The organism is Streptococcus sp. KHUD_012 (assembly GCF_052588255.1).
In genome coordinates this window covers 352835-375251 of the sequence record NZ_CP159355.1, presented here as the reverse complement: position 1 = coordinate 375251, position 22417 = coordinate 352835, and the positions used below count along the sequence as shown (strand labels likewise).

The 22417-nt window shown below is 45.6% G+C and carries 14 protein-coding genes and 1 tRNA gene; 3 read left to right on the top strand and 12 right to left on the bottom strand.

Features of this window, described 5'->3' with window-relative positions; genetic code table 11:
- Positions 1–8: 8 nt before the first annotated feature.
- The 9 genes from ABVF55_RS02000 to ABVF55_RS01960 all read right to left on the bottom strand — a co-directional run bounded on the left by ABVF55_RS02000 (position 9) and on the right by ABVF55_RS01960 (position 17684).
- Entirely contained in the window at positions 9–1070 is a 1062-nt protein-coding gene (locus ABVF55_RS02000) for an AAA family ATPase (RefSeq protein ID WP_049498179.1), read from the bottom strand.
- 164 nt (positions 1071–1234) lie between these two features.
- Positions 1235–1960, bottom strand: a complete 726-nt coding sequence (locus ABVF55_RS01995) for a hypothetical protein (RefSeq protein ID WP_070675808.1) — start codon at positions 1958–1960, stop codon at positions 1235–1237.
- Between the two features lie 319 nt (positions 1961–2279).
- On the bottom strand, positions 2280–2687 hold the full coding sequence (locus ABVF55_RS01990) for a DUF4430 domain-containing protein (RefSeq protein WP_014714031.1): 408 nt from the start codon (positions 2685–2687) through the stop codon (positions 2280–2282).
- Positions 2665–3153, bottom strand: a complete 489-nt coding sequence (locus ABVF55_RS01985; protein ID WP_003002175.1) for a hypothetical protein — start codon at positions 3151–3153, stop codon at positions 2665–2667. Before ABVF55_RS01985 ends, ABVF55_RS01990 begins: the two co-directional genes overlap by 23 nt.
- Positions 3154–3162: 9 nt before the next feature.
- Positions 3163–5592, bottom strand: a complete 2430-nt coding sequence (locus tag ABVF55_RS01980) for an ATP-dependent Clp protease ATP-binding subunit (protein ID WP_118096113.1) — start codon at positions 5590–5592, stop codon at positions 3163–3165.
- Positions 5593–6057: a CtsR family transcriptional regulator gene (locus ABVF55_RS01975; RefSeq protein ID WP_003009029.1), complete on the bottom strand. Its 465-nt coding sequence runs from the start codon at positions 6055–6057 to the stop codon at positions 5593–5595.
- Between the two features lie 215 nt (positions 6058–6272).
- The gene (locus tag ABVF55_RS01970; RefSeq protein ID WP_118096115.1) at positions 6273–9983 is read right to left on the bottom strand and encodes an alpha-L-fucosidase; all 3711 of its coding nucleotides are present in this window, start codon (positions 9981–9983) and stop codon (positions 6273–6275) included.
- A gap of 103 nt (positions 9984–10086) precedes the next feature.
- Positions 10087–16947 (bottom strand): Ig-like domain-containing protein, encoded by a 6861-nt coding sequence (locus ABVF55_RS01965; protein WP_445285433.1) that lies wholly within the window; start codon positions 16945–16947, stop codon positions 10087–10089.
- A 215-nt stretch (positions 16948–17162) separates the two neighbouring features.
- Complete coding sequence (locus ABVF55_RS01960; RefSeq protein WP_003001978.1) at positions 17163–17684, bottom strand: Dps family protein; 522 nt, start codon at positions 17682–17684, stop codon at positions 17163–17165.
- Between the two features lie 154 nt (positions 17685–17838).
- Between ABVF55_RS01960 and ABVF55_RS01955 the strand changes: the two genes are divergently transcribed.
- Positions 17839–18309, top strand: coding sequence for a COG2426 family protein (locus ABVF55_RS01955; RefSeq protein WP_003002130.1), 471 nt, complete (start codon positions 17839–17841; stop codon positions 18307–18309).
- A gap of 344 nt (positions 18310–18653) precedes the next feature.
- On the opposite strand, the gene tsf is transcribed toward ABVF55_RS01955, so the two are convergent.
- Together tsf and rpsB are read right to left on the bottom strand one after the other, a co-directional pair.
- Positions 18654–19694, bottom strand: coding sequence for a translation elongation factor Ts (gene tsf / locus ABVF55_RS01950; RefSeq protein ID WP_003001949.1), 1041 nt, complete (start codon positions 19692–19694; stop codon positions 18654–18656).
- An 82-nt stretch (positions 19695–19776) separates the two neighbouring features.
- Positions 19777–20559, bottom strand: a complete 783-nt coding sequence (rpsB, locus tag ABVF55_RS01945; RefSeq protein ID WP_003002189.1) for a 30S ribosomal protein S2 — start codon at positions 20557–20559, stop codon at positions 19777–19779.
- Positions 20560–20823: 264 nt separating this feature from the next.
- On the opposite strand from rpsB, the gene ABVF55_RS01940 reads away from it, so the two are divergent.
- Together ABVF55_RS01940 and ABVF55_RS01935 are read left to right on the top strand one after the other, a co-directional pair.
- Positions 20824–20894 (top strand) — tRNA-Cys (locus ABVF55_RS01940).
- A gap of 144 nt (positions 20895–21038) precedes the next feature.
- A complete protein-coding gene (locus tag ABVF55_RS01935; RefSeq protein WP_070675818.1) occupies positions 21039–21797 on the top strand; it encodes a hypothetical protein in 759 nt (252 codons plus the stop codon).
- Positions 21798–21847: 50 nt separating this feature from the next.
- On the opposite strand, the gene nusG is transcribed toward ABVF55_RS01935, so the two are convergent.
- Positions 21848–22384 (bottom strand): transcription termination/antitermination protein NusG, encoded by a 537-nt coding sequence (nusG, locus tag ABVF55_RS01930; protein WP_003002077.1) that lies wholly within the window; start codon positions 22382–22384, stop codon positions 21848–21850.
- Positions 22385–22417 lie beyond the last annotated feature (33 nt).

Below are 22417 nucleotides of genomic sequence, written 5' to 3'. Positions count from 1 at the left end.
GCTGCTCCTTAGTCGGCTTGGTAAATGGCATCGATCACCTTCTTGGCTTCTTCGTAGTTGCCGAGGTAGTCTGATGCGAGGAAAGTGGTCGGAATGTTTCCTAGGTATTGCTGGCGCAATTGGTCCAGGTAATTTGAAAAGCTGGTGCGGATCTCTTCGTCAGCCATGGTCATGTCTCGGAAACCATCATTGACATAAGAACCGATCGGCTGTACAAAGAGGATCAAATCCCATTTTTCTTTGGACAGAATACTGACAAAGAGGTTGTCGAAGGTATCGGTCATGCTGGTATCCTGACCTTCGACCTCCATGTAGTAGTCGTAATAACCCTTGGTCACTAGGGAATTGGTATCTGCGATGACAAGGCCTCTATTGGCACTACTATCGATGAGCTTAGAGGTTTGATCATACTGTCCTAAGAGTAGATAATAGTAATCTTTTGGCGTGAGCTCATCATCTCGAACATTGTTCTTGATCTGGTATTCACGGGCATACTCAAGACTAACAGGTGCATCGTAAAAGCGGGCTAAGTCCTTTGCAAGGGTCGTTTTCCCGTTGCTGGCGCTCCCCATGATCAAGACTTTTTTCGTGAACTGGCGACGGAAGGGCTGGGCAATGTATTTCCAGTATTTGCTGGGATTTTCCCGGATCATGGTAGCAGAGATCCCGAAGCGACGCTCTTCTAAGTGAACTTCAAACCCTCTAGCTTCCAACTCTTCCTTGTAGGCTTTCTCCCCTACATAAAAGATCAACTCTTCTGTCTCTGTTTGATACTGGATGGTGTCTAGGGCTGTCTGTAACCAAGGCTCCCAGCCCAAGGGATAACGAGGAAGTTCTGTCTCATCTAACTTATAGACTTGGGTCAACTCATCATTTGAGAAAGCTTCGCGGATATAACGGAAGCGTTTTTGTAAAGGCAGTCCCACTTCTTCGCCACGATCCCCTTCGTAACCAGAAACGATGACACGAACGCGATCACACTGACGCTTGGCCCGCTGGATCAGGTCAATATGCCCTTGATGAAGAGGCGCAAAGGTTCCAAAAACCAGGGCAATTCTTTCTTTTTTCATATAAGCTCCTTTTTATAATTTTTTATAAATAGATTTTCTTTATGTTTTTATTATAAACTATATTTTCTATCTGTCAATAGTTTTTTATAAAAAAATATATTTTTATTCAAATCAACAAAAAAAGATCTGAAAAGAGATGCTTATCCTTTCAGATCTTTCGAATTTTATTCACGAGTGAGGGAGTGGCTGACACCGTCTTTCAAAACCGTCACACTAGATACCGAGCCATCTTTTCCAACTACGATATCTAGAGTCGCTGCAGATCCATCGCCTGCTGAGAGATTAGCATGGTAATGACCATCATCCAAGGTATAGTTATAAGCGCTGATACCATAGGCTACGGGTTGGCCCCCAGGAAGTTGGATGGTCACTTGACCACCTTGGCCAATAGTGACTCCAGTGTCGCGTTTGTCAGACCAATTACCAGCTGCTGCAGAGAAATCCCCTGCTGCTACAGAATAGACTCCCTTGTATTGGGCATTCTCCGTAGCAGAAGCTTGCTTCTTAGCATGGGCATGGCCGTCTTCTAGACTTGGCAATTTTGCTTTCGCTGGTGTTGCTGGAGTGGCTACTTCTTTTGTTTCTTTTGTTACGGGTGCTGCTGGTGTCGCTTCTTTAGCTGGAGCAGGTGTTTGACTAGCTGCAGCTTGGTTATTTTTGCTACCAACAGTATGACTTTCTTCTGATTTGCTATCAGAGGATGAAGAGGCAATCGGATCTTTACTAGTGATCACTTTTTTCTTAGAAGAAGAGCTTGTTTGTTTAACCAGACTGGTCTTTGAACTACTTGCTTCTGAAGTTTTTTCTTCTTTATTCCCGCCACAAGCTCCTAGGAAAAGACTAGCTGTAAGAGCTAGAGCTGCTAGGGAAATGATTTTTTTGTTTTTCATAACAGAACCTCTTTTTTGTAACATTTGTAATATTTTGTAACATTATTGTAACACTGTTATATGAGGCTGTCAATAGTTTCTCAAATATTTTTCTAGTTTGAAAGAAGTTTTAGATAAGTTCTAAACTTTAGCAAAAAAGAGGCTGGGACAAAAGTCCTAGCCTCTCAATTATTTTTGGATTGTCGAGCAAGACGCAGTGGTTGAGTGGGCTCTACTACGCTGATTTCATCAGCTTTTACAGCCCTACTCAACTGTGCGGAGGTGGGACGACGAAATCGAATTCTAACGAATTACCGATTTCTGTCCCACTCTCTCCTCATTATTGATACACTTCTTGATAGAATTCGATCTTGTCCCCTTTTTTAACGGTGGTTTCAGCAGCACCTTTTGGAGCCATTTCGCCATTGATCTTGTACATCCAGTAAAGGCCTTTGGCTTCGTCTTGGCTGTGACCGTCAATCGAGGTGATCATGCCATTTTTTTCTTCAATCTTGTAGTTGGCTTTGAGCACTTTCATGAGGTTACTCTCTTCTGCTACTTTCAAGGTTTTCGATTGCGCTTTTTGACCTTCTGGCGTCACGCTAATTGTAATCGAAATTTCGTTTTTCTTGGCAACTTCTGTGCTAGAAGCTGTTGTTTGATTGTTTGTGCTATGAGACGGAGCGCAACTCGCTAAAAGAAGAGCTGCAAGTAAGGTCATCAAGCTAGAAATGGTTTTTTTCAACATAAAATCTCCTAAAGATTTGATAGATAATGGGATAGAAAATGATCGTCGACAGAGCATGGGCAAGGTTAAAACTAAAACCATTGACCAAAGCATAGGTCCACCAAGGAATATGGTATATCAAGGCATAAACACTATCGATCAAGACCCCATAAGCAAAGGACAGTAGGCCCACAAAAAGGATCTGAAGGACAAAGGGCAACCACTTGTAACTGATGCGCCAAATGAGCATCAAACAGCCAAAGGCGACAATCTGAAAGAACACAATCAAGCTCATCCCCAGGAAAAAGGCGGAGACAAACATGGTGATCATCATCACAAGAAAAGCAAAGCTATAGCCTTCAAATATCACCAAGAGAAAAAAGATGGCAGAAATAGGTTGGACATTTGGGAAAGGGGCAAAAGCCTGACGTAGAGCGACACAAAGGGCCGCCAAAAGCGAAATACGGGTTAATCGCTGAAGCGTCATGACATCCTCCTAGACAATCTCAAACTTGATCGTTCCGGCTGTTGTTCCAACCTTGATCGTTTGCCCTTCTTGGGCTTGGCCTTTCAGCAATAGCTCTGCTAGTTGATCTTCCACTTCGGTCTGCAAGACACGACGCAGTGGGCGAGCTCCCATTTCTGGATCGTAGCCTTTGGTTGCTAGCAACTTGAGCGCTGAAGGCTGGAATTTGAGGGTCATGCCTTGTTCTGCCAAGGTCGCGATGAGCGGTTTGACCATGACTTTCACCACCTGCTGCATGTCCTCGCTTGAGAGACTATGGAAGACCACCTTTTCATCAATCCGGTTGATAAACTCTGGACGATAGGTCTTCTTCAACTCTTCAAACATGCGTTTTTCCATATTAGCTTGGTCAAAGCGGATATCTTTGGCCCCAAAGCCAACTGTCTTATCATCCCGCAGGGCTGTTGCTCCCAGGTTTGAGGTCATGATGATAATGGTATTGGAGAAGTCGATCTTCCGGCCTTTACTATCGGTTAAAACTCCGTCATCCAAGACCTGCAAAAGGACATTGAAAATATCTGGGTGGGCTTTTTCCACCTCATCAAATAAGAGAACTGAATAGGGTTTGTTGCGGACTTTCTCGGTCAACTCGCCTCCTTCTTCATAGCCCACATAGCCTGGAGGAGCTCCGTTGAGGCGGCTTGCTGCGAATTTTTCCATGTACTCACTCATATCAAAACGGATGAGGGCCGATTCATCATCAAACAGAACTTCTGCCAAAGCTTTGGCTAGCTCTGTTTTTCCGACACCTGTAGGTCCTAGGAACATGAAAGAACCAATCGGACGTTTATTGCTACGGATACCTGATTGATTACGTCGAATAGCCCGACTGATACTCGAAACGGCTTGGTCTTGACCAATCACGCGCTTGTGCAATTCTGCTTCTAAGTTGAGGTACTTCTTGGCATCGGTTTGGGTCAGTTTTTGAGTTGGAATACCAGATAATTGGCTCAAGGTCACCAAGACATCTTGGTCAGTGACTTCTTTTTTGTAGACAATGGGAGCGGCCTCTACTTCTAAGAGTTGGGCTGCTTTCTTCCACTTGCCATCCATCAAGGCCTGATCCAAGGCGGTCAACTCTTCTTTTACGTGACCGTTGGAATCGCGGTTTTGTACGGTAGCTGCCGCTTCATCCAAGAGATCAATGGCTGAATCTGGCAATTGACGGCTGGTCAAATAGCGGTGGGCATATTTGACAGCTGTTTCGATCGCTTCATCAGTAATGGTCACATGATGGTGGTCCTGATAGGTTTCTTTCAAGCCTTGGAGAATTTGGATGCTATCTGCAACACTTGGCTCTTCAATGGTGACTTTCGCAAAACGCCGAGAGAGGGCTGCATCTTTTTCGATATGCTTTTGGTACTCATCTTGAGTCGTTGCTCCAACTGTACGCAAGGTTCCCCGTGCCAGGGCTGGTTTTAGAATATTGGCTGCGTCTAAGGTCGAATCAATACCGGATCCTGACCCCATAATGGTATGCAGTTCATCGATAAAGAGAATCACGTGACCGTCTTCTTCGATGTCCTGGATGATATTGTTCATCCGTTCTTCAAAGTCCCCACGGAAGCGCGTCCCTGCAACGACATTCATGAGATCCAATTCTAGGACACGCATCTGTGCGATTTCAGCTGGAACATTGCCACTAGCGACACGCTGAGCCAGACCTAAGGCAAGGGCGGTTTTTCCGACCCCTGCTTCTCCCACCAATACAGGATTGTTCTTCGTCTTGCGGCTGAGGATTTGGATCATGCGTGAAATCTCTGCATCCCGGCCAATCACAGGCTCAAGTTGGCCTGCACGCGCCATTTCTGTCAGATCACGGGTATAATCTTCAAGACCTCCACTGGTGCTTGGGGGCATGCCCATCATATTTCCCATGGTTTGGCGGTTAGGATTTTGGGCCCGATAGAGACTCCGGATGGCTTTGATATCATTCTTGTCCCAGCCTGCCTTGTCTTCTAAATTCTTGCGAAGGGAGGCAATAGGGACTCCCTTGTCTTGCTCTGTAAAGGCAAAGCCGGCAAATTCCATGACTTGGCTCGCCAAGGTCCCACGGTCTGCTAGAAGAGAGAGGAGCACATGCTCTGTTCCCAAGGTCTTGGCATGAAGGACCTGGGCAATCTCTCTTGCGTGTTTCATAATGGCTTCCATCCGATAAGAAAATGGGAAGATTTCATACCGATTGTCGCTTTGAAAAGCTTGGCCTGTAATATGCTCCGCTGCATCCTGAAACTCATCGATCTGCATAGGATAATCGTTCAGTACAGAACCTGCCACGCTATAGGGATTATTGGCCATAGCCGTCAGGAGATGCCAAGTATCTAAGGTATGCCCCTGATAGTGGCCTGCTAGTATTTGGGCCGCTTCTATACTTTCTAACAGTGCTGTTGAATAGTTCATCTAGTCGGTATTTCCTTTTCTATCTACTTGTTGAATGATTTTTTTCAGCATACTTGCTCGTAGGATGAGAGCATCTCGACCTAGGACCTCATCGGAGGTCGTCGCAAGCAAGAGCTGAGTCTCACGTTGTGTCAATAATTTTTCTTCATAGAGCATCTGGAGGATATCATTGAAGACCTGCTGGCTGATGGTCTCTCCAATATTGGCTGCCAAGTCTTGGAGCATCTGATGGTGATCTGAAAACTGGACCTTGCCAATACGGATATAGCCCCCACCACCGCGCTTGCTCTCTACAATATAGCCTCGGCTCTCGGTAAAGCGAGTCTTGATAACATAGTTAATCTGACTGGGTACGACCTGAAAGACATCGGCTAACTCACTTCTTTTGAGCTCTGCCATGCCAGCTTGAGCCAGCAAGGCCTTGATATAAGCTTCAATGCTATCAGATGTGTTCTTATTTGCCATGATGCTCCTTTCTGACTTGTTTTTTTCTAGATGGATGCTCTGCTCTTCAGCGCATAAAGATGCCCCTGGAGTGTTCGTTTTGATCATTGACCTTATTTGACTATTATACAATTTTTATGGCTGTAAATAAAGCAAAGACTCTATGGAAATAGGAAGCTCTTAAGAAGACAAAATAAAAGAGGCTAGTGAGAACTAACCTCTTATGAAAGAATGAACTACTCTTTGCGACGAGCGAATTTGGCGCCTCCGCCCAAGAATCCTAGACCAAGAAGGCCTAACCAAGCAAACAATCCACTTTCTTTTGTACCGGTTTGAGGAAGTTTTCCTTCCGATTGTAGAGAAGGACTTTTAACCACTTCTTTTTCCGGATGGTCTGAAGTCGAAACAGAAACTGCTTCTGGGGTTTTCGGTTGCAAGAGAATAGGTCTTTCTTTTTCTTTTTTATCTTCAGCTTGAGAAAGAGTCGCAACTTCTGGCTGCTCCTTACTTGGAGTGACAGGAGTGGTTGGAGTCGGCATATCAGCTATCAACGGACTTTCTTCCGCTTCCTTCGTTCCGACTTCTGTGATCTGGTCCTGGGCCTCCACTTCGACAAAGGCATCGACTTCTGTCCGAATTTCTTTGCCTTCTTCTTGTCGAACCTCGATCAATTTCAACCGGCGTCCGACCTTCCCTGCTTGAAGGATCCGGCTTTCGCCCTTGGCCAAGTCCTTGTTCTCACGTGTTTGACTCTCAAATGGAATCTCCTCTGCTTCGATGAGAAGTTCTAGTTTTTCAAGAATCAAATCCCGCACACCTTGATCTGGGCGTGTTTGCGTCAGCGGTTCATAATTGTGAGCATCTTCCAAGATGGTTTCAAGGGCTTCGACTTGATTAGCTGCAGCAACCAAATCTGGCCGCTCTTGATCCAACAAATGAGTCAAGTCCGTCAATTGTCCTTGAACAGTTGGTTTGAGATCTGCTTTCAAGCGATCGAGAGAAGTAGCCTTGATCTTTTCTACTCCTTCTCTGATGATCTGTTGCAGCTCTTCTTGACTGAGCAACTGACTATCTTTCCCTGAGAGGATAAATCGGTCTACCTGGATGGCTCGAGATGACTGAGGATCATTGAGGGCTGGATCTAAGTGCAAGCGTAGCTGGTGGTAGCCTTTTGCTAGACCTTGCAGATTGACCAAGCTCTGGTCTAGTTTGCGTTGGTCTCCATAGCCACTGAAATAATGATCGCCGTCGATCTCATAATCATGGCCACGCCCTTCTTCGAAGGCTATTTCTTTCCCATCTAGGGTGACGCTGTAGAGACCATGACTTGGATCGACCACTCCTCGGACCTCCACGCCGGTGCCCTTAAAGGTAATGGTCACTTCAATGTGTTTCTTGCCTTCCTCATCGGTCACTTGGTTAAAGCTCGACCAAGATTCTGTGCCATTTGAGAAGTTTGGATTGTCTGTCTCGTGGTGCCAACCCTCACTGTAATGCAGTTTTGGATCTTGATCATCCACTTCCTTGCGATTTTCTGGAAGCTGGTCCTCGTTCATCACTTGGACTGTCAGTTCTGGAATAAAGCCGACCAGGCTTCCTTGATCCGGATGGAGCAATTTGACCTTAAAGTCATAGACGTCGGTCGCTTTTCCTGCAAAATCAAGGGTTGGAACTTGGACTGTTTTTTCCGTCTCTCCATCTGCGAACTCAAGGGTGACGTTGGTATCTTTGTAGACCTTGCCATGAACCCCTGTTCCTGGTTCTGTGATCAATTTAAGACTCGCACTTCCTTTAGAGCCACCTTTTCTCTTGACGACGACTTGCGCTGGGTCGCCTTTCTTAACAGCTAGGGTTGGCTGAGCAAATTCAAAGAGACCCTTTTCTTGGTTATTTAGGGCATAAATCCCTTCCGTTGCGATCGCATCTCCCTTGCTATTGACCAAGGTCAAGGTGTGAGATCCTGCTGCCAAATCCGGTGTTTCATAGACCTTTTGGCTGCGTTTGCGGTTTGGGCTTTGGGTATTGACGGTCGCTAACTTTTGGCCATCGACATAGACATCCATTTCTCCATGACCAGGGTCAACGGTTGCGACCACATAGGCCTTGGTGCCTTCAAATTGATAGGTCACCGAAGCTCCCTTTTCCTTGGTCCACATAGAGGTGCCTCGAACACCTTCTCCCTCTTCATTCCATTGGCCATTCGCCCGCTCAGCTGTCCGGTCAGAATGATAAGTCAAACCAAGCGGGTAACCATCGGTTTCTTCGATGCTAGCTGGGGTCTTATAAACAGAGACACCGTTCAAGATCGGAGTGGCTTGGGCATCGGTGATGGACACCCGGATATAGCGACTATCAACTGGTTGTCCTTTGATTAATCGGCGGTATCCTACGGTTGAACCAGCCCCAAAAGGAACCCATTGACCATTCACAGCCACATCAATGGTGAAACCAGAAATCCGTTGGCCTTTCTCGATCGTTTCCTTGAGCTCTACCACATCAAAGTGTTGCTCTTTTCCAAGATCGAGGACAAAAGAGCCGGTCTTGGCATCATCTGCAGGGGCCCAACTGGTCTTTTCATCGCCATCTGTCAAATGGCTGGCCTTGTAGAGCGGATTGCGTCGTGTCGAGTCAGCTTCTACCAAAGCTCCTGCCGCATAGTTCACACTGTAGAGTTGGTCCAAGGTCTGACGGAATTCTTTCAAACGGGCCACATCAGCATCCGCAAATTTCCCATCTTGATTGGGTGGAATATTGAGCAAGAGTGGGGTTCCACGACCGACCGATTTGAAGTAAATGTCCATCAATTCACGGAGGGACTTAGGCTCTTGGTTGTCATGGTAGAACCAGCCGGAGCGAATAGAGACATCGGCTTCTCCCACTGAGTATTGCTTCCCTTCCGGATCCCCGTGATTGAGGTAGCTATTAGATGGATTGTTGCGGATCTTATCTGGATTGACCTTTTGCCAAACCGGATCTCCGGCAATCCCCTTTTCATTTCCAATCCAACGAACATTGGTCGGCTCAGCTGAGAAGATAGCAATATCCCCTTGGGCCTTGCGAATGGCTTCAAACCACTTGTCAAAGGTATAGGTGACTTTTTGAGCCCCATCGCCACGCGCTCCATCCATCCAGACTTCTACGAACTTACCCTTGTTCCCATATTTTGGATCTTCAAGGATTTCCTTAAGCTGGTTGAGATAGTATTCATTGTATTGGTCCTCTGTATCCACATGGTAGAGCGGACTGTGAGCATCCCAAGGTGAGAGGTAGACCCCCATGTCCATGTCATACTTGCTGGCAGAAGCAGAAACCTCGGCTAGGACATCGCCTTTTCCATCCTTCCAACCGCTTTTAGCAATGGTATGGTCGGTATATTTGGAAGGGTACAAGAGGAAGCCATCGTGGTGCTTGACGACCATGATCGTCCGTTTAAAGCCAGCATCTTTCAGGGTTTTGATCCACTGATCGGTATCCAGATGCTCTGGATAGAAATAATAAGGATCTTCTTGCCCATCTCCCCACTCACGATCGTAGTAGGTATTCATCCCAAAGTGGATGAAAGCTGCTAGCTCTTCGCGGTGGTATTGCATTTGGGCCTTGCTTGGAAGCGGTCCGTAATCCGCAATCTCAGTCTCCTCATCTAGAGAAGTGGCTGGTTGAGTGGCTTCTGTCCCTTGGCTGGCTGTGCGATTTTCTTTCTCGCTAGTAGCTACTGAGGCATGCTCTGATTCTTCTTGGTGCTCGTTCACAGTTTTCTCCTCCTTTCCTTGGTGATCAACATCGCTTGTGTCAACCCGTTCTTCGCGAGTTTCACTCCTCTCAGCTTGTTCCTCTGCGTAACTGGAAGTAGCTCCTAAAAAACAAGTCGCTACAACTACCGAGCAGACGCCTACTGAGAGTTTACGAATGCCAAATCGATTTCTCTGATCAACTAATCTTTTTCCCATATTCTATTCCTTTATGTCACCAGGTAAAGAGGGTGGGGCTTCCCCATCCTCCTTCTTTTACCTGTGAACTTTTCACCGTTTTTTTCTAGTTTCTCTAGCTGTTTTACTTGGCCTTATTGGCTCTTTTTTTCTGATCGTCCAGCACAGCACTGACAAGGCCCGCCGCTAAGATTCCAGCAACGAGGCTTGCGACGCTTTCGTCTGATCCTGTATTTGGTAATCTTCCTTCGGAAACTGGAGCAGCTGAAACTGCTGGCGCTTGAGCTGTTTTCTCAACCGTCTTCTCTTCTGAAACGATTCCTTTCTGACTGACAGGTTCCACTCCAACAGATGACTTAGATGTTCCTGTTGGCTCTGGTCTTTCTGAAACATGAGGACGTTCTGGTTTTGGAAGCGGTTGTGGTTCTGGTTGTGGCTGAGGTCCTGGCTGCGGTTGTGGCTGTGGCTCTGGTTGTGGCTCTGGTTGTGGCTCTGGTTGTGGCTCTGGTTGTGGAGTGTCTGGAAGCACTTCTTTCGTGCCCACCTCTGTGATTTCTGCCACAGGATCTAGCTCTACAAAGGCATCTAGTTCCTTCCGGCTTTCCACACCATTTTCTTGAGAAACTTCCACCAAGCGCAATTTGCGGCCTTTTTGACCTTCTTGAACCACACGTTTCTCTCCTTTTGGAAGATCCGCATTTGAACGTTCTAAGCGTTCAAAGTCCATCTCTTCTGGCTCAATCACCAACTCTGGTTTGGTATGGACCAGATTCTTAACCCCTTCTTCAGGAATGGCTGAGCCTGTAGGTGCTTTTGCAGAGAGAGAAAGTTGATATACTTTTTCGAGCTTGCCATCTTCTGAGACAACCTTGACAAGAACCGGAGCATTAGCACTTTTAGCATCCACGACCGTAACGGCTGTTCCATTCTTGCCTTGTGCTGAAACGATTGGACGTTCTCCCTCATACTCTAGATGATAATCTGTCACATCTGGTTTAAAGCCTTCTAGGTCTTTGCCATTCACTTGGATGGTGACATCAGTTGTTGCCTGGGCCTCTTCTGTTGGAGCATAGGCGCTCAATTCAACGATTCCAATTCCTTTTAGATGTTCATCACGGACCATTCTTAAACGGATGGCTTTCGTTCTGGTTTCGTTGAAGCTGAGGTTAGAGATATAACCAGGTTCAAAGGCATAATCCAAGCTGTACGGGATTTCTTCCCAGTTAGAGGCCTGGTTAAATGGATGATCTGGAAGATTCTTCAGATTGCCATAATCATCCGGAACATCAAAGTCTGGACCAATGTAGCGTTCAAGAACCGTTTTCGTTGGCAGACCGGTTTCCTGATCTGCAAAGAAGTCGACCGCTACTTTATTGACCAAACGCTCTGTTACTTGACCATTTTTCTTGAAGATGAGACCAGCAAACACTTCTGTTTGATCCGGTTCTCTCTTCCAGTTGGTCCAGCGATAGTATTCGTTGTAGCCACCATCATTGATGTAATCGATATAGTCGATTTGATTTGGATCGAGATCATTGGTTTCACTAGCAAATGCCCTGGTATCTTCTGCATTGTAGTCACGGTTCACAGAGAGGTTTTCTCCTGTCTTTTCTGACACCCGGACGGTCAGCTGAGCTGTCAGATCATAGCCAATGACTTTTCCTTCCAGCGTGAAGCTACCTTCGTGAGAAAGCGCATCAGCTGGTAGAGGCTTCCAGTCCACTGTAAGTTCCTTGCGTTCATAGCCTGTATCCCCTTGGAAGTAAACGCCTACGGTAGATGGTAGAACCAGATCTTGACCAACTTTCACAAAACGGCTACCTGCTTCCACTGCTACTGGGGTAGCTTGTTTCAGTTTTTCTGCATCGCTTGTGAGATGGAGGCGGTATTCTTGTAAGATGGTACCATCTTCCGCTTTATGGATGACACGGATTGGCTCCCCTTCATGGACACTTGGCACAACCGTTGCAAGACCGTGATGGCTAGCTGTCGCCTCCACCTGTGGATAAGCTCGATCACGCGCATCGATGTAGTAATCGGTCACACTTGGGTTGACACCTGGCAATACATCGCCATTGACGCGAATGGTCAACTGGCTCTTTTCTTCTGCCGCAACCTTATTGGCAAAGATCTGAATCTCTGAAATAGAGCTTCCACGCTTACCTTCTGGCGTCTTCATACGGATACGAACAGCATAGGTGTCGACTTTATCAAAACTGAAATGATTCATCTTACCAGCTGCTACCGGTTCTTCAACGGTTAGGTTGCTGACTTCTTTCCAGTTGGCTGGATTGTTAAATGGATGGTCTGTTTCGTCTTTAACACGATTTGGATTGCTTGGAACAGTTGGGATTTGTTCCCCTGTATAGTACTCAATCACATATTCACTTGGAGCGCCAACGCCGTGGTCTTCGTGGAAACCAACATGGAGGTTGTCCACTGCTCGCTTGGTCAAGATACCAGAATCCCCAAACAAGATACCAACAGAATCTTCCGCATTGTCACGGCCCCAGTTGGTCCAACGGTTAGCTGGAGCATCGGTAAAGGAGATGACCTTATCATTGACCTTAGCAACTGGATCCGCATCGTTAGAGTCACTTGCAAAAGCGAGTGGCAAGACTGATCCTGTCCATTGCTCTGCTACATTGGCCCCCTTGACTGTGTTTGCGGAAACACGAATATGAAGACGTGTTGGAAGATCCGTTCCTTCTACACGACCGGCTAGGACAACTTCTCCTTCTTTGGCCAAGAGTTGCGGATCGATCGCATCCCAGGCCACCTTAGCTGTATAGGTCTTACCATTAGAGTGATAGGTCCGCACGCTTTCTGGAAGAGCTGGTTTTTCGCCGACTGGAGTGGTGGTACTGACTTCTTCTACAGCGATAATGCCTTCAACCGTCACTTGAGCTTGTGCTTCTTTTTCCACACCTTCTACATGACCGGTGACTGTAAAGCTATGATAATACTTGACTTGATCTGCTGTCACGGCATCCCAGGTCACACGTTTTTCTTTCGGGAATCCCTTGTCATACTCGACCAAGACTGTCTCTGGAAGAGCTGGCAAAACGTTTCGATCGGTGCTGATCCGTACAGGACGCACCTTGACAACTGTCTTTTCTTCTGGATTTGGCGTGATGGTAAAGCTGACTTCCCCTGTTTGTCCTTGGAAGTTAGCTTCTAAATGAACCAATCCTGCTTCTCGCAATTCCAAACCTTTATTGGTTGCGACGGCTTTTCCTTGGCTACCAGCTCTTGTTTTTACATCGATTTGATCTGCTTTGAGACTTGCCTGGCTACCATCTTGGTAATGGGCAATGACTTCAAGTGGTACCGTTTGGTCTTCCTTGAGTTCTTGCCCTTCTGGCAGACGCAATTCTAGGCGCTCGATCTGTGGACTTTCTTCTTGGAATTGGACCACATAGGTCTGTACAGCTCCTGTATCCTTAGCAGTTACAAAGATTTGAGCCTTCAAACCATTTTCGCGATTAGCTTGTAGGACCGTCACTTGAGCATTTTCTGCACTTGCTGTGACTTGACCTGGCTCTTGACCATAAGCGAGGGAACGGAAAATGGTATGGTTGCCACTACCAAATTTTGGAAGAGCTACTCCATCTAGCTGAACCGTTGGTTTCTTAGCCTTGGCTACATCTCCTCCTGCAACCACTAGTGTCGCTTGGACCGTTTCCCCATTGCCTAGGAGTCCTGTCGCTTTCAAGCGTGCTCCTGGTGTGGACAACTGATCTTCTTGACCAGCTTCCAAGGTCCATTGATCGACCTCATAGTGGGCAGTGGTCCCATCGGTGAAGACTAATTGCACAGCCTTATCCACCGTCGCTAGATCTGCTCCCTGTGGGATTTGTTTGATGACTGGAAGGACTTGTTCCACGCCGATCACATCGACCAGAGCTTCGACCGTGCGTCCTTGAACATGACCTGTCACACGGACTTGGCCAGCACGGCTATAGTCTGCCGCATCCCATTCAACGGCTTCTTCTTGGGCCTTGCCATCACTATAGACGACAGATACGCGACTTGGAAGTTCAGGTACTTCACCTAAGTAAACATGTGTCCGAACCAGTTCGACTCCCAAGACAGAGCGTTCTTCCTGGTCCTTCTTACCAGTAAAGAGGCTGACTTGGTCTGATTGCAAGCGATCTGAGTCTGCATACAGAGTAAAGGCTCCCGCCTGCTCAGTTGATTTGACAATCACAACCCCTTTGCCATTGAAGGCTTTGCGTTGCCATGAGCCATCTTCCTGCGCTTTGTAGCGTTCACGGCTGGCTTGTTCCCCATTATCGACACCGACAATTTGGCCTTGTCCATGCAAATGGAAATGCACCAAATTATTGGCAGTTGGCACGACACGACCTTCTTCATCGACGATTTCGTAGGTAATATAGGTCAAATCCTTACCGTCCGCTGCAATCGCGTGTTCTTCTTTCAACAAACGAACACTCGCAGGCTTGCCGGCTGTTTCGACTTGATCTTTCGCGATCACTTCTCCTGCTTCGTTGCGCGCAATAGCTTCCACTTTGCCGGGTACATAAGGGACCAACCACTCTAGATAGAGTTCATCCGGATTTGCCCCTTCTTGGTAAGTCCGGCCATCAGCTGTGGTCTTCTTGGTAAAGGTCTTGACTCCTTGTGATTCCCCATTGACAATCAGTTCCACACTGTGGGCATTGGAGAAGGTTCGAACAGGGATCCGTCCTTCTTCATCCATGACACGATTGGCTAATTCTGGATTGTCCCAGTTCCAATGTGGTAAGAGATGCACCATTGGATGTTTCTCAGCCGATACCCATTGACTTTGGTAAAGGTAAAAATCATTCTTTGGAAGGCCGGCCGTATCGACAATACCGAAATAAGAACTTTTCACAGGTGTATCATTTTGGTTGTGCCATGGGGTTGGCTCACCGATATAGTCCGTACCAGTCCAGATAAATTGTCCTGCATAGCCGGCATGATCACGGTCAAAGGTCCAAGAGGCGGTCGCTGTCCGACCCCAACCAACCCGGTCATTGCCGTAGTCTGATTGTTCATAATGGCGGTCTTCTTGGTTGCTGCCGACCCATTCTCTTTCAGGGTGGTAGTAAGAGCCCCGTGTCCGCGTTGCAGAAGAGGTTTCAGAACCATAAATGAGCCAGTTTGGATGTTTGGCCCGTAAGCTTTCATAGTTAGCTTCTGAATAGTTAAATCCAACCGCATCAAGCTCTGCTGCTACCTTTTCATGGCCTCCTGATCCATCACCAAAGCGGAATTTATCAGCTCCCATGGTGACATAGCGGGTTGCATCCACGTCCTTGATGGTCTTGACTAACCGACGAACAGTTGCGACAGATTTGTCTGAACCATCTGCTTCACCGACTTCGTTACCGATCGACCACATGACAATGGCTGGATTGTTCTTGCCCTGCTCTACCATGGTCCGTAGATCGTAATCTGACCAAGTATCGCCTTTCCGAGCTTCTGGGTGAGTGGCATCCTTTTCAAAGAAACGACCGTAATCGTATTGTTTCTTGCCACCATACCAGGTATCAAAAGCTTCTTCTTGAACCATCAAGCCCAACTCAGCAGCAATTTTCAAGGTTTGTTCACTGGCTGGGTTGTGGGTCGTCCGGATGGCATTGACTCCCATGTCTTTCATCTGTTTGAGACGACGGTATTCAGCCTTGTAATTTTCCTCAGCTCCAAGAGCCCCGTGGTCATGGTGAAGGGATACCCCGTGGAATTTCGTCGCCACCCCATTGAGGAAGAAGCCACCTTCTGGCGTCCAGTTGAGATAGCGATAACCAAAGCGTTCCTTTTGCACATCCACTAACTGCGAATCCCGATAAACCCGCGTATACAAGGTATAGAGAGCTGGATGATCCGTTTTCACATCCCAGAGGGTTGGTTTTTCAACATGCAAGGTTTGAGATAGGTTGATCTCTTGACCTGCTAGAACAGCTTGCGCTTCACTGCGCGTTTTTTCGCTCACCACTTGGCCATTTTGATCGACAATTTCATATTCCGCATAAATACTATGGGCTTGATCATCTTGGTTGACAATGCGGCTCTTCACTACTGTATCCACTGCCCCATTTTGCTGTTTTTCCAACTGAGGGGTCGTAATCGTAGTCCCATACTGCGCTAAATGAACCTTGTCCGTTACACTCAGCTTAACATCCCGATAAATCCCGCTACCAGAATACCAACGGCTACTTGGTTGTTGATTGACCACATGAACGGCAATGGTATTTTCGCTTCCATCCGCATTCAAATAAGGAGTAATATCATAAGAAAAGGCATTGTAGCCATTTGGATAATGACCGACGAATTGTCCGTTCACATAGACTTTGGAATCCATATAAACCCCGCCAAATTCCAAGCGGACCTTCTTATCTAGATCCTTGTCGTCCAAACGGAAGGTCTTACGATACCAAGCATCCCCTCCGTTTAATTGTCCCCCTTCATTTTGAGCAGGAGAGTTGTGATCGAAATCAAAGAAAATAGACCAGTCATGAGGAAGATCTAATTTTTTCCAATCCTTGACATCCACTTGACGCCCTTCTGCACCAGGAGCCGCATTTAATTTAAAATACCAATCTTTATTAAAATCACGTTCTCGATCTTGCACAATATCCTCCGCTACACGATTTTGATCTGGAGCAGCAGTTTCTTCCGTTCCTGTAGCACGCTCAGATGAAGCTGAAACAGGCTGGCCTTCGCCTTGAGGCGCTGGCTTTTCCTCAGCTCTGGTAGGGGTGATGACAGCTGGAGCTTCTGAAACCCTTGCACCAGCTTCAGGAACTTCCGTTTCTGAGTTTTCCGTCACAACACTTGGTGTCTCCATCGAAGTCGGTTCACTTTCGAGGGCTGGCTTTTCTTCCGCATGGACCCTTGAAAGACCCAAGGCAGAAATCCCAATCACAACAGAACAAGCTCCAACTGAGAGCTTACGAATACTAAAAACAGGACGCTTTTCAAAAAAAGACTTTCCCATAAAAACCTCCTCTTAGGATGAACAATTAAATTTGTAAGCGTTTTCTTATGCCTGCGAATGCTTACAGAAAATCACATATTAACTATACCAAAAAAGGAGGAGTGATAGGCCTCGATTTCGCTCCAACTATAGTTAGATTAAGAATTCCTTTAATTAGTGGAAATCTCCTACAAACCAAAAAAATAGAAGCCCACGGCTTCTATTTTTTTATGATCTTATAATCCTGGTTCTTGACCAAGTTCAGCAGCCACCATCCAAATGTTCTTTTCAAGTTCTGCTTTAGCCCCAACAAAGATATCGTTGGTTACATCGTCGCCTTCAGCATCGGTAACATCCAAAGCTTTTTGGTAAAGGCCATCAAGGTAATGGAAGATTTCAAGAACACGTGTCAAGCTTTCTTCTACATTTTTTGTAAATGTTCCACGGCGTTCTTCAATATTGCTGTGTTCCAAAAATTCAGTCATGCTAGAATATGGCGCACCACCAAGAGTGATCAAGCGTTCGCTCACTTCATCTAAGGTTGCATCCAAGCTGTCCATGTATTCGTCCATTTTTGGATGCCAAACCATAAAGCCACGTCCACGCATATACCAGTGTACTTGGTGAAGGGCAATGTGAGCCACGTAGAGATCTGCTACGACTTGGTTCAAGAGAGCTTTTGTTTCTGGAAGAGTTTCTTTATTTGAAGGTGCAAAAGTTGCTACATCAGTAGCTGCTTCATGTTTCATAGTTGTCATGTCATTTCTCCTTTTTATAATGATTCTAATTAACTATGTCTTTATTATATGCTTCCTCCACCAGAAAGTCAAGATAAAAGATTAAAAAAGATCATAGTTGTCAATTGAGAAAAGATACGATAGAATGAAGAAGACTAATCGAAAGGCTTGACTAATGAAATATATCTTTACCTTCCTGATCTCCATGGTGCCCCTTGTTGAATTGCGCGGGGCCATCCCTTTTGCCATTGCAAATGGTATTCCCTTATGGACAGCGCTCCTGATCGGAGTGATCGGAAATCTTCTCCCTGTCCCTCTGATCTTCTTTTTCGCCCGCCATATTCTTACTTGGGGGGCAAAAAAACCAATTATCGGAGGCTTTTTTAGCTGGTGTCTCAATAAGGGCCATAGAGGCGGACAAAAATTAGAGAAAGCTGCAGGAGACAAAGGAATCTTCTGGGCTCTACTCCTATTCGTCGGCATTCCTTTACCAGGAACTGGTGCCTGGACCGGAGCTCTTGCAGCTTCTATCCTTGACTGGGACTTCAAACGCAGTAGCCTCGCAGTCATGCTCGGAGTGATCCTAGCCGGCCTCATCATGGGAACCCTGTCCCTGCTCCTAGGAATCGATACCTTCGCACATTAAGCAAAAGAATGAAGCAACGGCTTCAGTTTTTACATATAAAAAAAGATTCCCGTTCCTCTAAGAGTATAGACAAACTGTTTTTTTACAAATCTAATAAATTCTATAAAACAAAAAAATTTATTTATTAGAATTACTCAGTCATCTACTAAAACTTTCCGCTGTGAGAAAAGTGCTAGAAACAATCATGTTTCTAGCACTCGGGAGTTTTGGAACCTTAGGTCCAAAACTAAGTCATGGAACTTCTTTGAAGTTCGCTGACGTCCGTACTCACCTAAGGAAAGTTATTTAGATGAATTTATCTTACAAAAAAGAGGTTTCCTTCGAAACCTCTTATTTTTTTATTCTTAGTTGTTAAGAGCTGCTGCCATTGTAGCTGCAACTTCTGCTTCAAAGTCATTTGAAGCTTTTTCAATACCTTCACCAACTTCAAAACGAACGAATTCGATAACTGAAGCATTTACTGATTCAAGGTAAGCTTCAACTGTCTTGCTGTCATCCATGATGTAGACTTGTGCAAGAAGAGTGTAGGCTTGGTCAACTTTTGTGTTGTCCAAGAAGAAGCGATCCATTTTACCTGGGATGATTTTATCCCAGATTTTTTCTGGTTTACCTTCAGCTGCCAATTCAGCTTTGATATCTTCTTCAGCTTGAGCAACTACTTCGTCAGTCAATTGAGCTTTAGAACCAAATTTCAAGTGTGGAAGAGCTGGTTTACCAACCATTGCACGGCTTTCGTTATCTTGGTCGATGACGTGGTTCAATTGTGCCAATTCATCTTTCACAAATTGTTCATCCAATTCTTTGTATGAAAGAACAGTTGGTTTCATTGCAGCGATGTGCATTGAGATTTGTTTAGCAAGTGCTTCGTCTCCACCTTCGATCACAGAGATAACACCGATACGTCCACCGTTGTGTTGGTAAGCACCGAAGTGTTGTGCATCTGTTTTTTCAAGCAAAGCAAAACGACGGAATGAAATCTTCTCACCGATTGTAGCTGTTGCAGATACGTATGCAGCTTCAAGAGTTTCACCTGAAGGCATTGTCAAAGCAAGAGCTTCTTCGTTGTTAGCTGGTTTACCTTCAGCGATCACTTTCGCTGTTGCGTTTACCAATTCAACGAATTGAGCGTTTTTCGCAACGAAGTCAGTTTCAGCGTTTACTTCAACTACTGCTGCAACGTTACCATTGACATAAACACCAGTCAAACCTTCAGCGGCAACACGGTCAGCTTTCTTAGCTGCTTTAGCCATACCTTTTTCGCGAAGCAATTCGATCGCTTTTTCGATATCACCTTCAACTTCAACCAATGCCTTTTTAGCGTCCATGACACCGGCACCAGATTTTTCACGCAATTCTTTTACAAGCTTAGCTGTAATTTCTGCCATTTTTGTTCTCCTATATTTTTTAATAAAATAAGAGGGTCGGGCTGAGCCCTGCCCTCTTAGGTTCGTTACTTATTGAATGAAATTAAGCGTTGTCGCCTTCTACAACTTCAACGATTTCTTCGATTGAATCAGCTTGACCTTCAGTAGCTGCCAATTCAGCTTCTACTGTAGCAACACTGTCTTCACCTTGACGTCCTTCGATAACAGCGTCAGCCATTTTCGCAGTGATCAATTTAACAGCGCGGATAGCGTCATCGTTCGCTGGGATGATAACATCGATATCATCTGGGTCAGTGTTTGTGTCGACCATCGCTACAACTGGGATACCCAATTTCTTAGCTTCTTTAACAGCGATTTGTTCTTTATGTGGATCCACAACGTACATTACGTCTGGGATACGAGGCATGTCTTCGATACCGCCCAAGAATTTTTCAAGACGAGCGCGTTGTTTGTTCAACAATGCAACTTCTTTCTTAGGAAGAACTTCAAAAGTTCCATCTTCTTCCATGCGTTTGATTTCTTTCAAACGAGCGATACGTTTTTGGATTGTTCCCCAGTTAGTAAGAGTTCCACCCAACCAACGGTGGTTGATGAAGTATTGACCTGCACGAACAGCTTCTTCTGCAACAGCATCAGCAGCTTGTTTTTTAGTACCTACGAACAAGATGACTGCATCGTTTGCAGCTGCATCACGCATGAAGTCGTATGCTTGGTCTGCATATTTTACAGTTTGTTGCAAGTCGATCACGTGGATTCCGTTACGTTCTGTGAAGATGTACTTAGCCATCTTAGGGTTCCAGCGACGAGTTTGGTGACCGAAGTGTACACCAGCCTCAAGAAGTTGTTTCATTGAAATTACTGCCATGAGTAGTTTCTCCTTTTTTGTTTTTTTCTCCTCTCTCAGACGTCAACTTGCAGCACGACCACAAGGGCAACGGTGCCACAATGGATCCGAGATGAGTATTTGCTGTCTTAGACAACTCTATAAGTATAGCAGAAATCACTAGAATTCGCAAGCTATTTGAGAGATTTTTTCAATCCCTACGATGAAATGGTTTTCTAAAGTTGTTTGACGTAAAAAGTTTTTCTTGACCTATCTTTATTTTTAGGTTACAATATTATATGTTATGGCGGTATAGCCAAGTGGTAAGGCACGGCTCTGCAAAAGCTTGATCGTCGGTTCAAATCCGTCTACCGCCTTGATAATAAAATTTTTTATCATCTTTTATCTTTTAAAAATTCCCCTAGCAATAGGGGGTTTTTTTGTTGCCATTTGCTCCATTCCTTGATTATTGATATAATAAAACCTCGCCTGATCGGCGAAGCACATTAGAAAGGGTATTTATGAAAAACATTCGTTTCTTTACGATCGGTCTTCTTTCACTAGTGACACTAGCCGCTTGCTCACCTGCCAATTCTGCGCAATCAGCAAAAACCGCTTCTAGCTCTAGAAAACCGATCAAACAATCTTCTACCAAAACATCATCTAGTAAATCGTCGACCACTTCTTCAGACAGCAGTAGCTCAGATGATTTTTCAGGTCGCTTCAGCTTGGATCCAGATGATGGCGCATCTCTCCAATATGTGCCAGGAGCTGCATCCATTCCTGAGATCGAAAAGCTCAAGAACCTCCACCCTACCACCGGTTTTGTATTAAGAACCGAAGATGGACAAGAGGTTGGTGGGCCAAAAGAAAGAAACAGTTACGATGACGTAGTAGCAGCCTTTGGTCAACCCGTAAGTAGTACAGACAGTGCGAATCCTGGCGATGGGGTCAATGTTTGGGCAACAGACAATGGCGATATCATGGCTTTCTTCCGCAATAATGTGTTAACAGATATCACCTTCCGACTAAGAGGGGGCGATGCCAACCACCAGTCTACTGGCAGCATTTCCAAATCCGATACACCAAAAACGGCCCTCGAACGTCTCGGAAAACCCTATGCCATTATGCGTTCAGAAAATGGGACCAGCTATGTCTATAAAGATAGCAACGGAGATGAATCTAGCTTCTCTACACAAGGAAATAAGATCTTCAATGTTACGTCTACTGCAGAAACCAAGCAGTTAAAAAAGATCACTGGCCTGGATAAAAATCAATAACGATCCATACAAAGAACCCTCCAAGTTTTTCTTGGAGGGTTCTATTTTTCTTACAATTCAGCAATTTGGTTCAAATTCACTTCTGCAACCGTATCGTTACCGAACATAGAAATGACCATTTTCACCTTGTTGTTATCAATTTCAGTGATCTTACCAGTATAGTCTGTGAAGGCACCGTCGATGATACGAACCGTATCGCCCACCTTGACATCCAAATCAAACTCTTGAACGGTTTGACCCATAGAGAGCAAGATGCTGCGGATTTCTTCTTCCAACAATGGAGTTGGTTTTGAACGGTTCCCGTGTGATCCGACGAAACCAGTAACGTTCGGTGTATTCCGAACGACAAACCAAGCTTCATCTGTCATGACCATTTCAACCAAGACATAACCTGGGAAGCGGTTTTCTTCGATTTCTTTGGTTTTACCGTTTTTCTCAACTTGTACGGTTTGAGTTGGAATCTCTACGCGCAAGATGTTTTCTAACATATTGTAAGTTTGCGCACGTTGCAAAAGATTCTCTTTTACCTTGTTTTCATATCCTGAGTAGGTTTGTAGTACAAACCAGCCTTTATCAAAACTGTCCATTTGGGCATCCTTTCTTTCTGTTTAGCCTGCTCG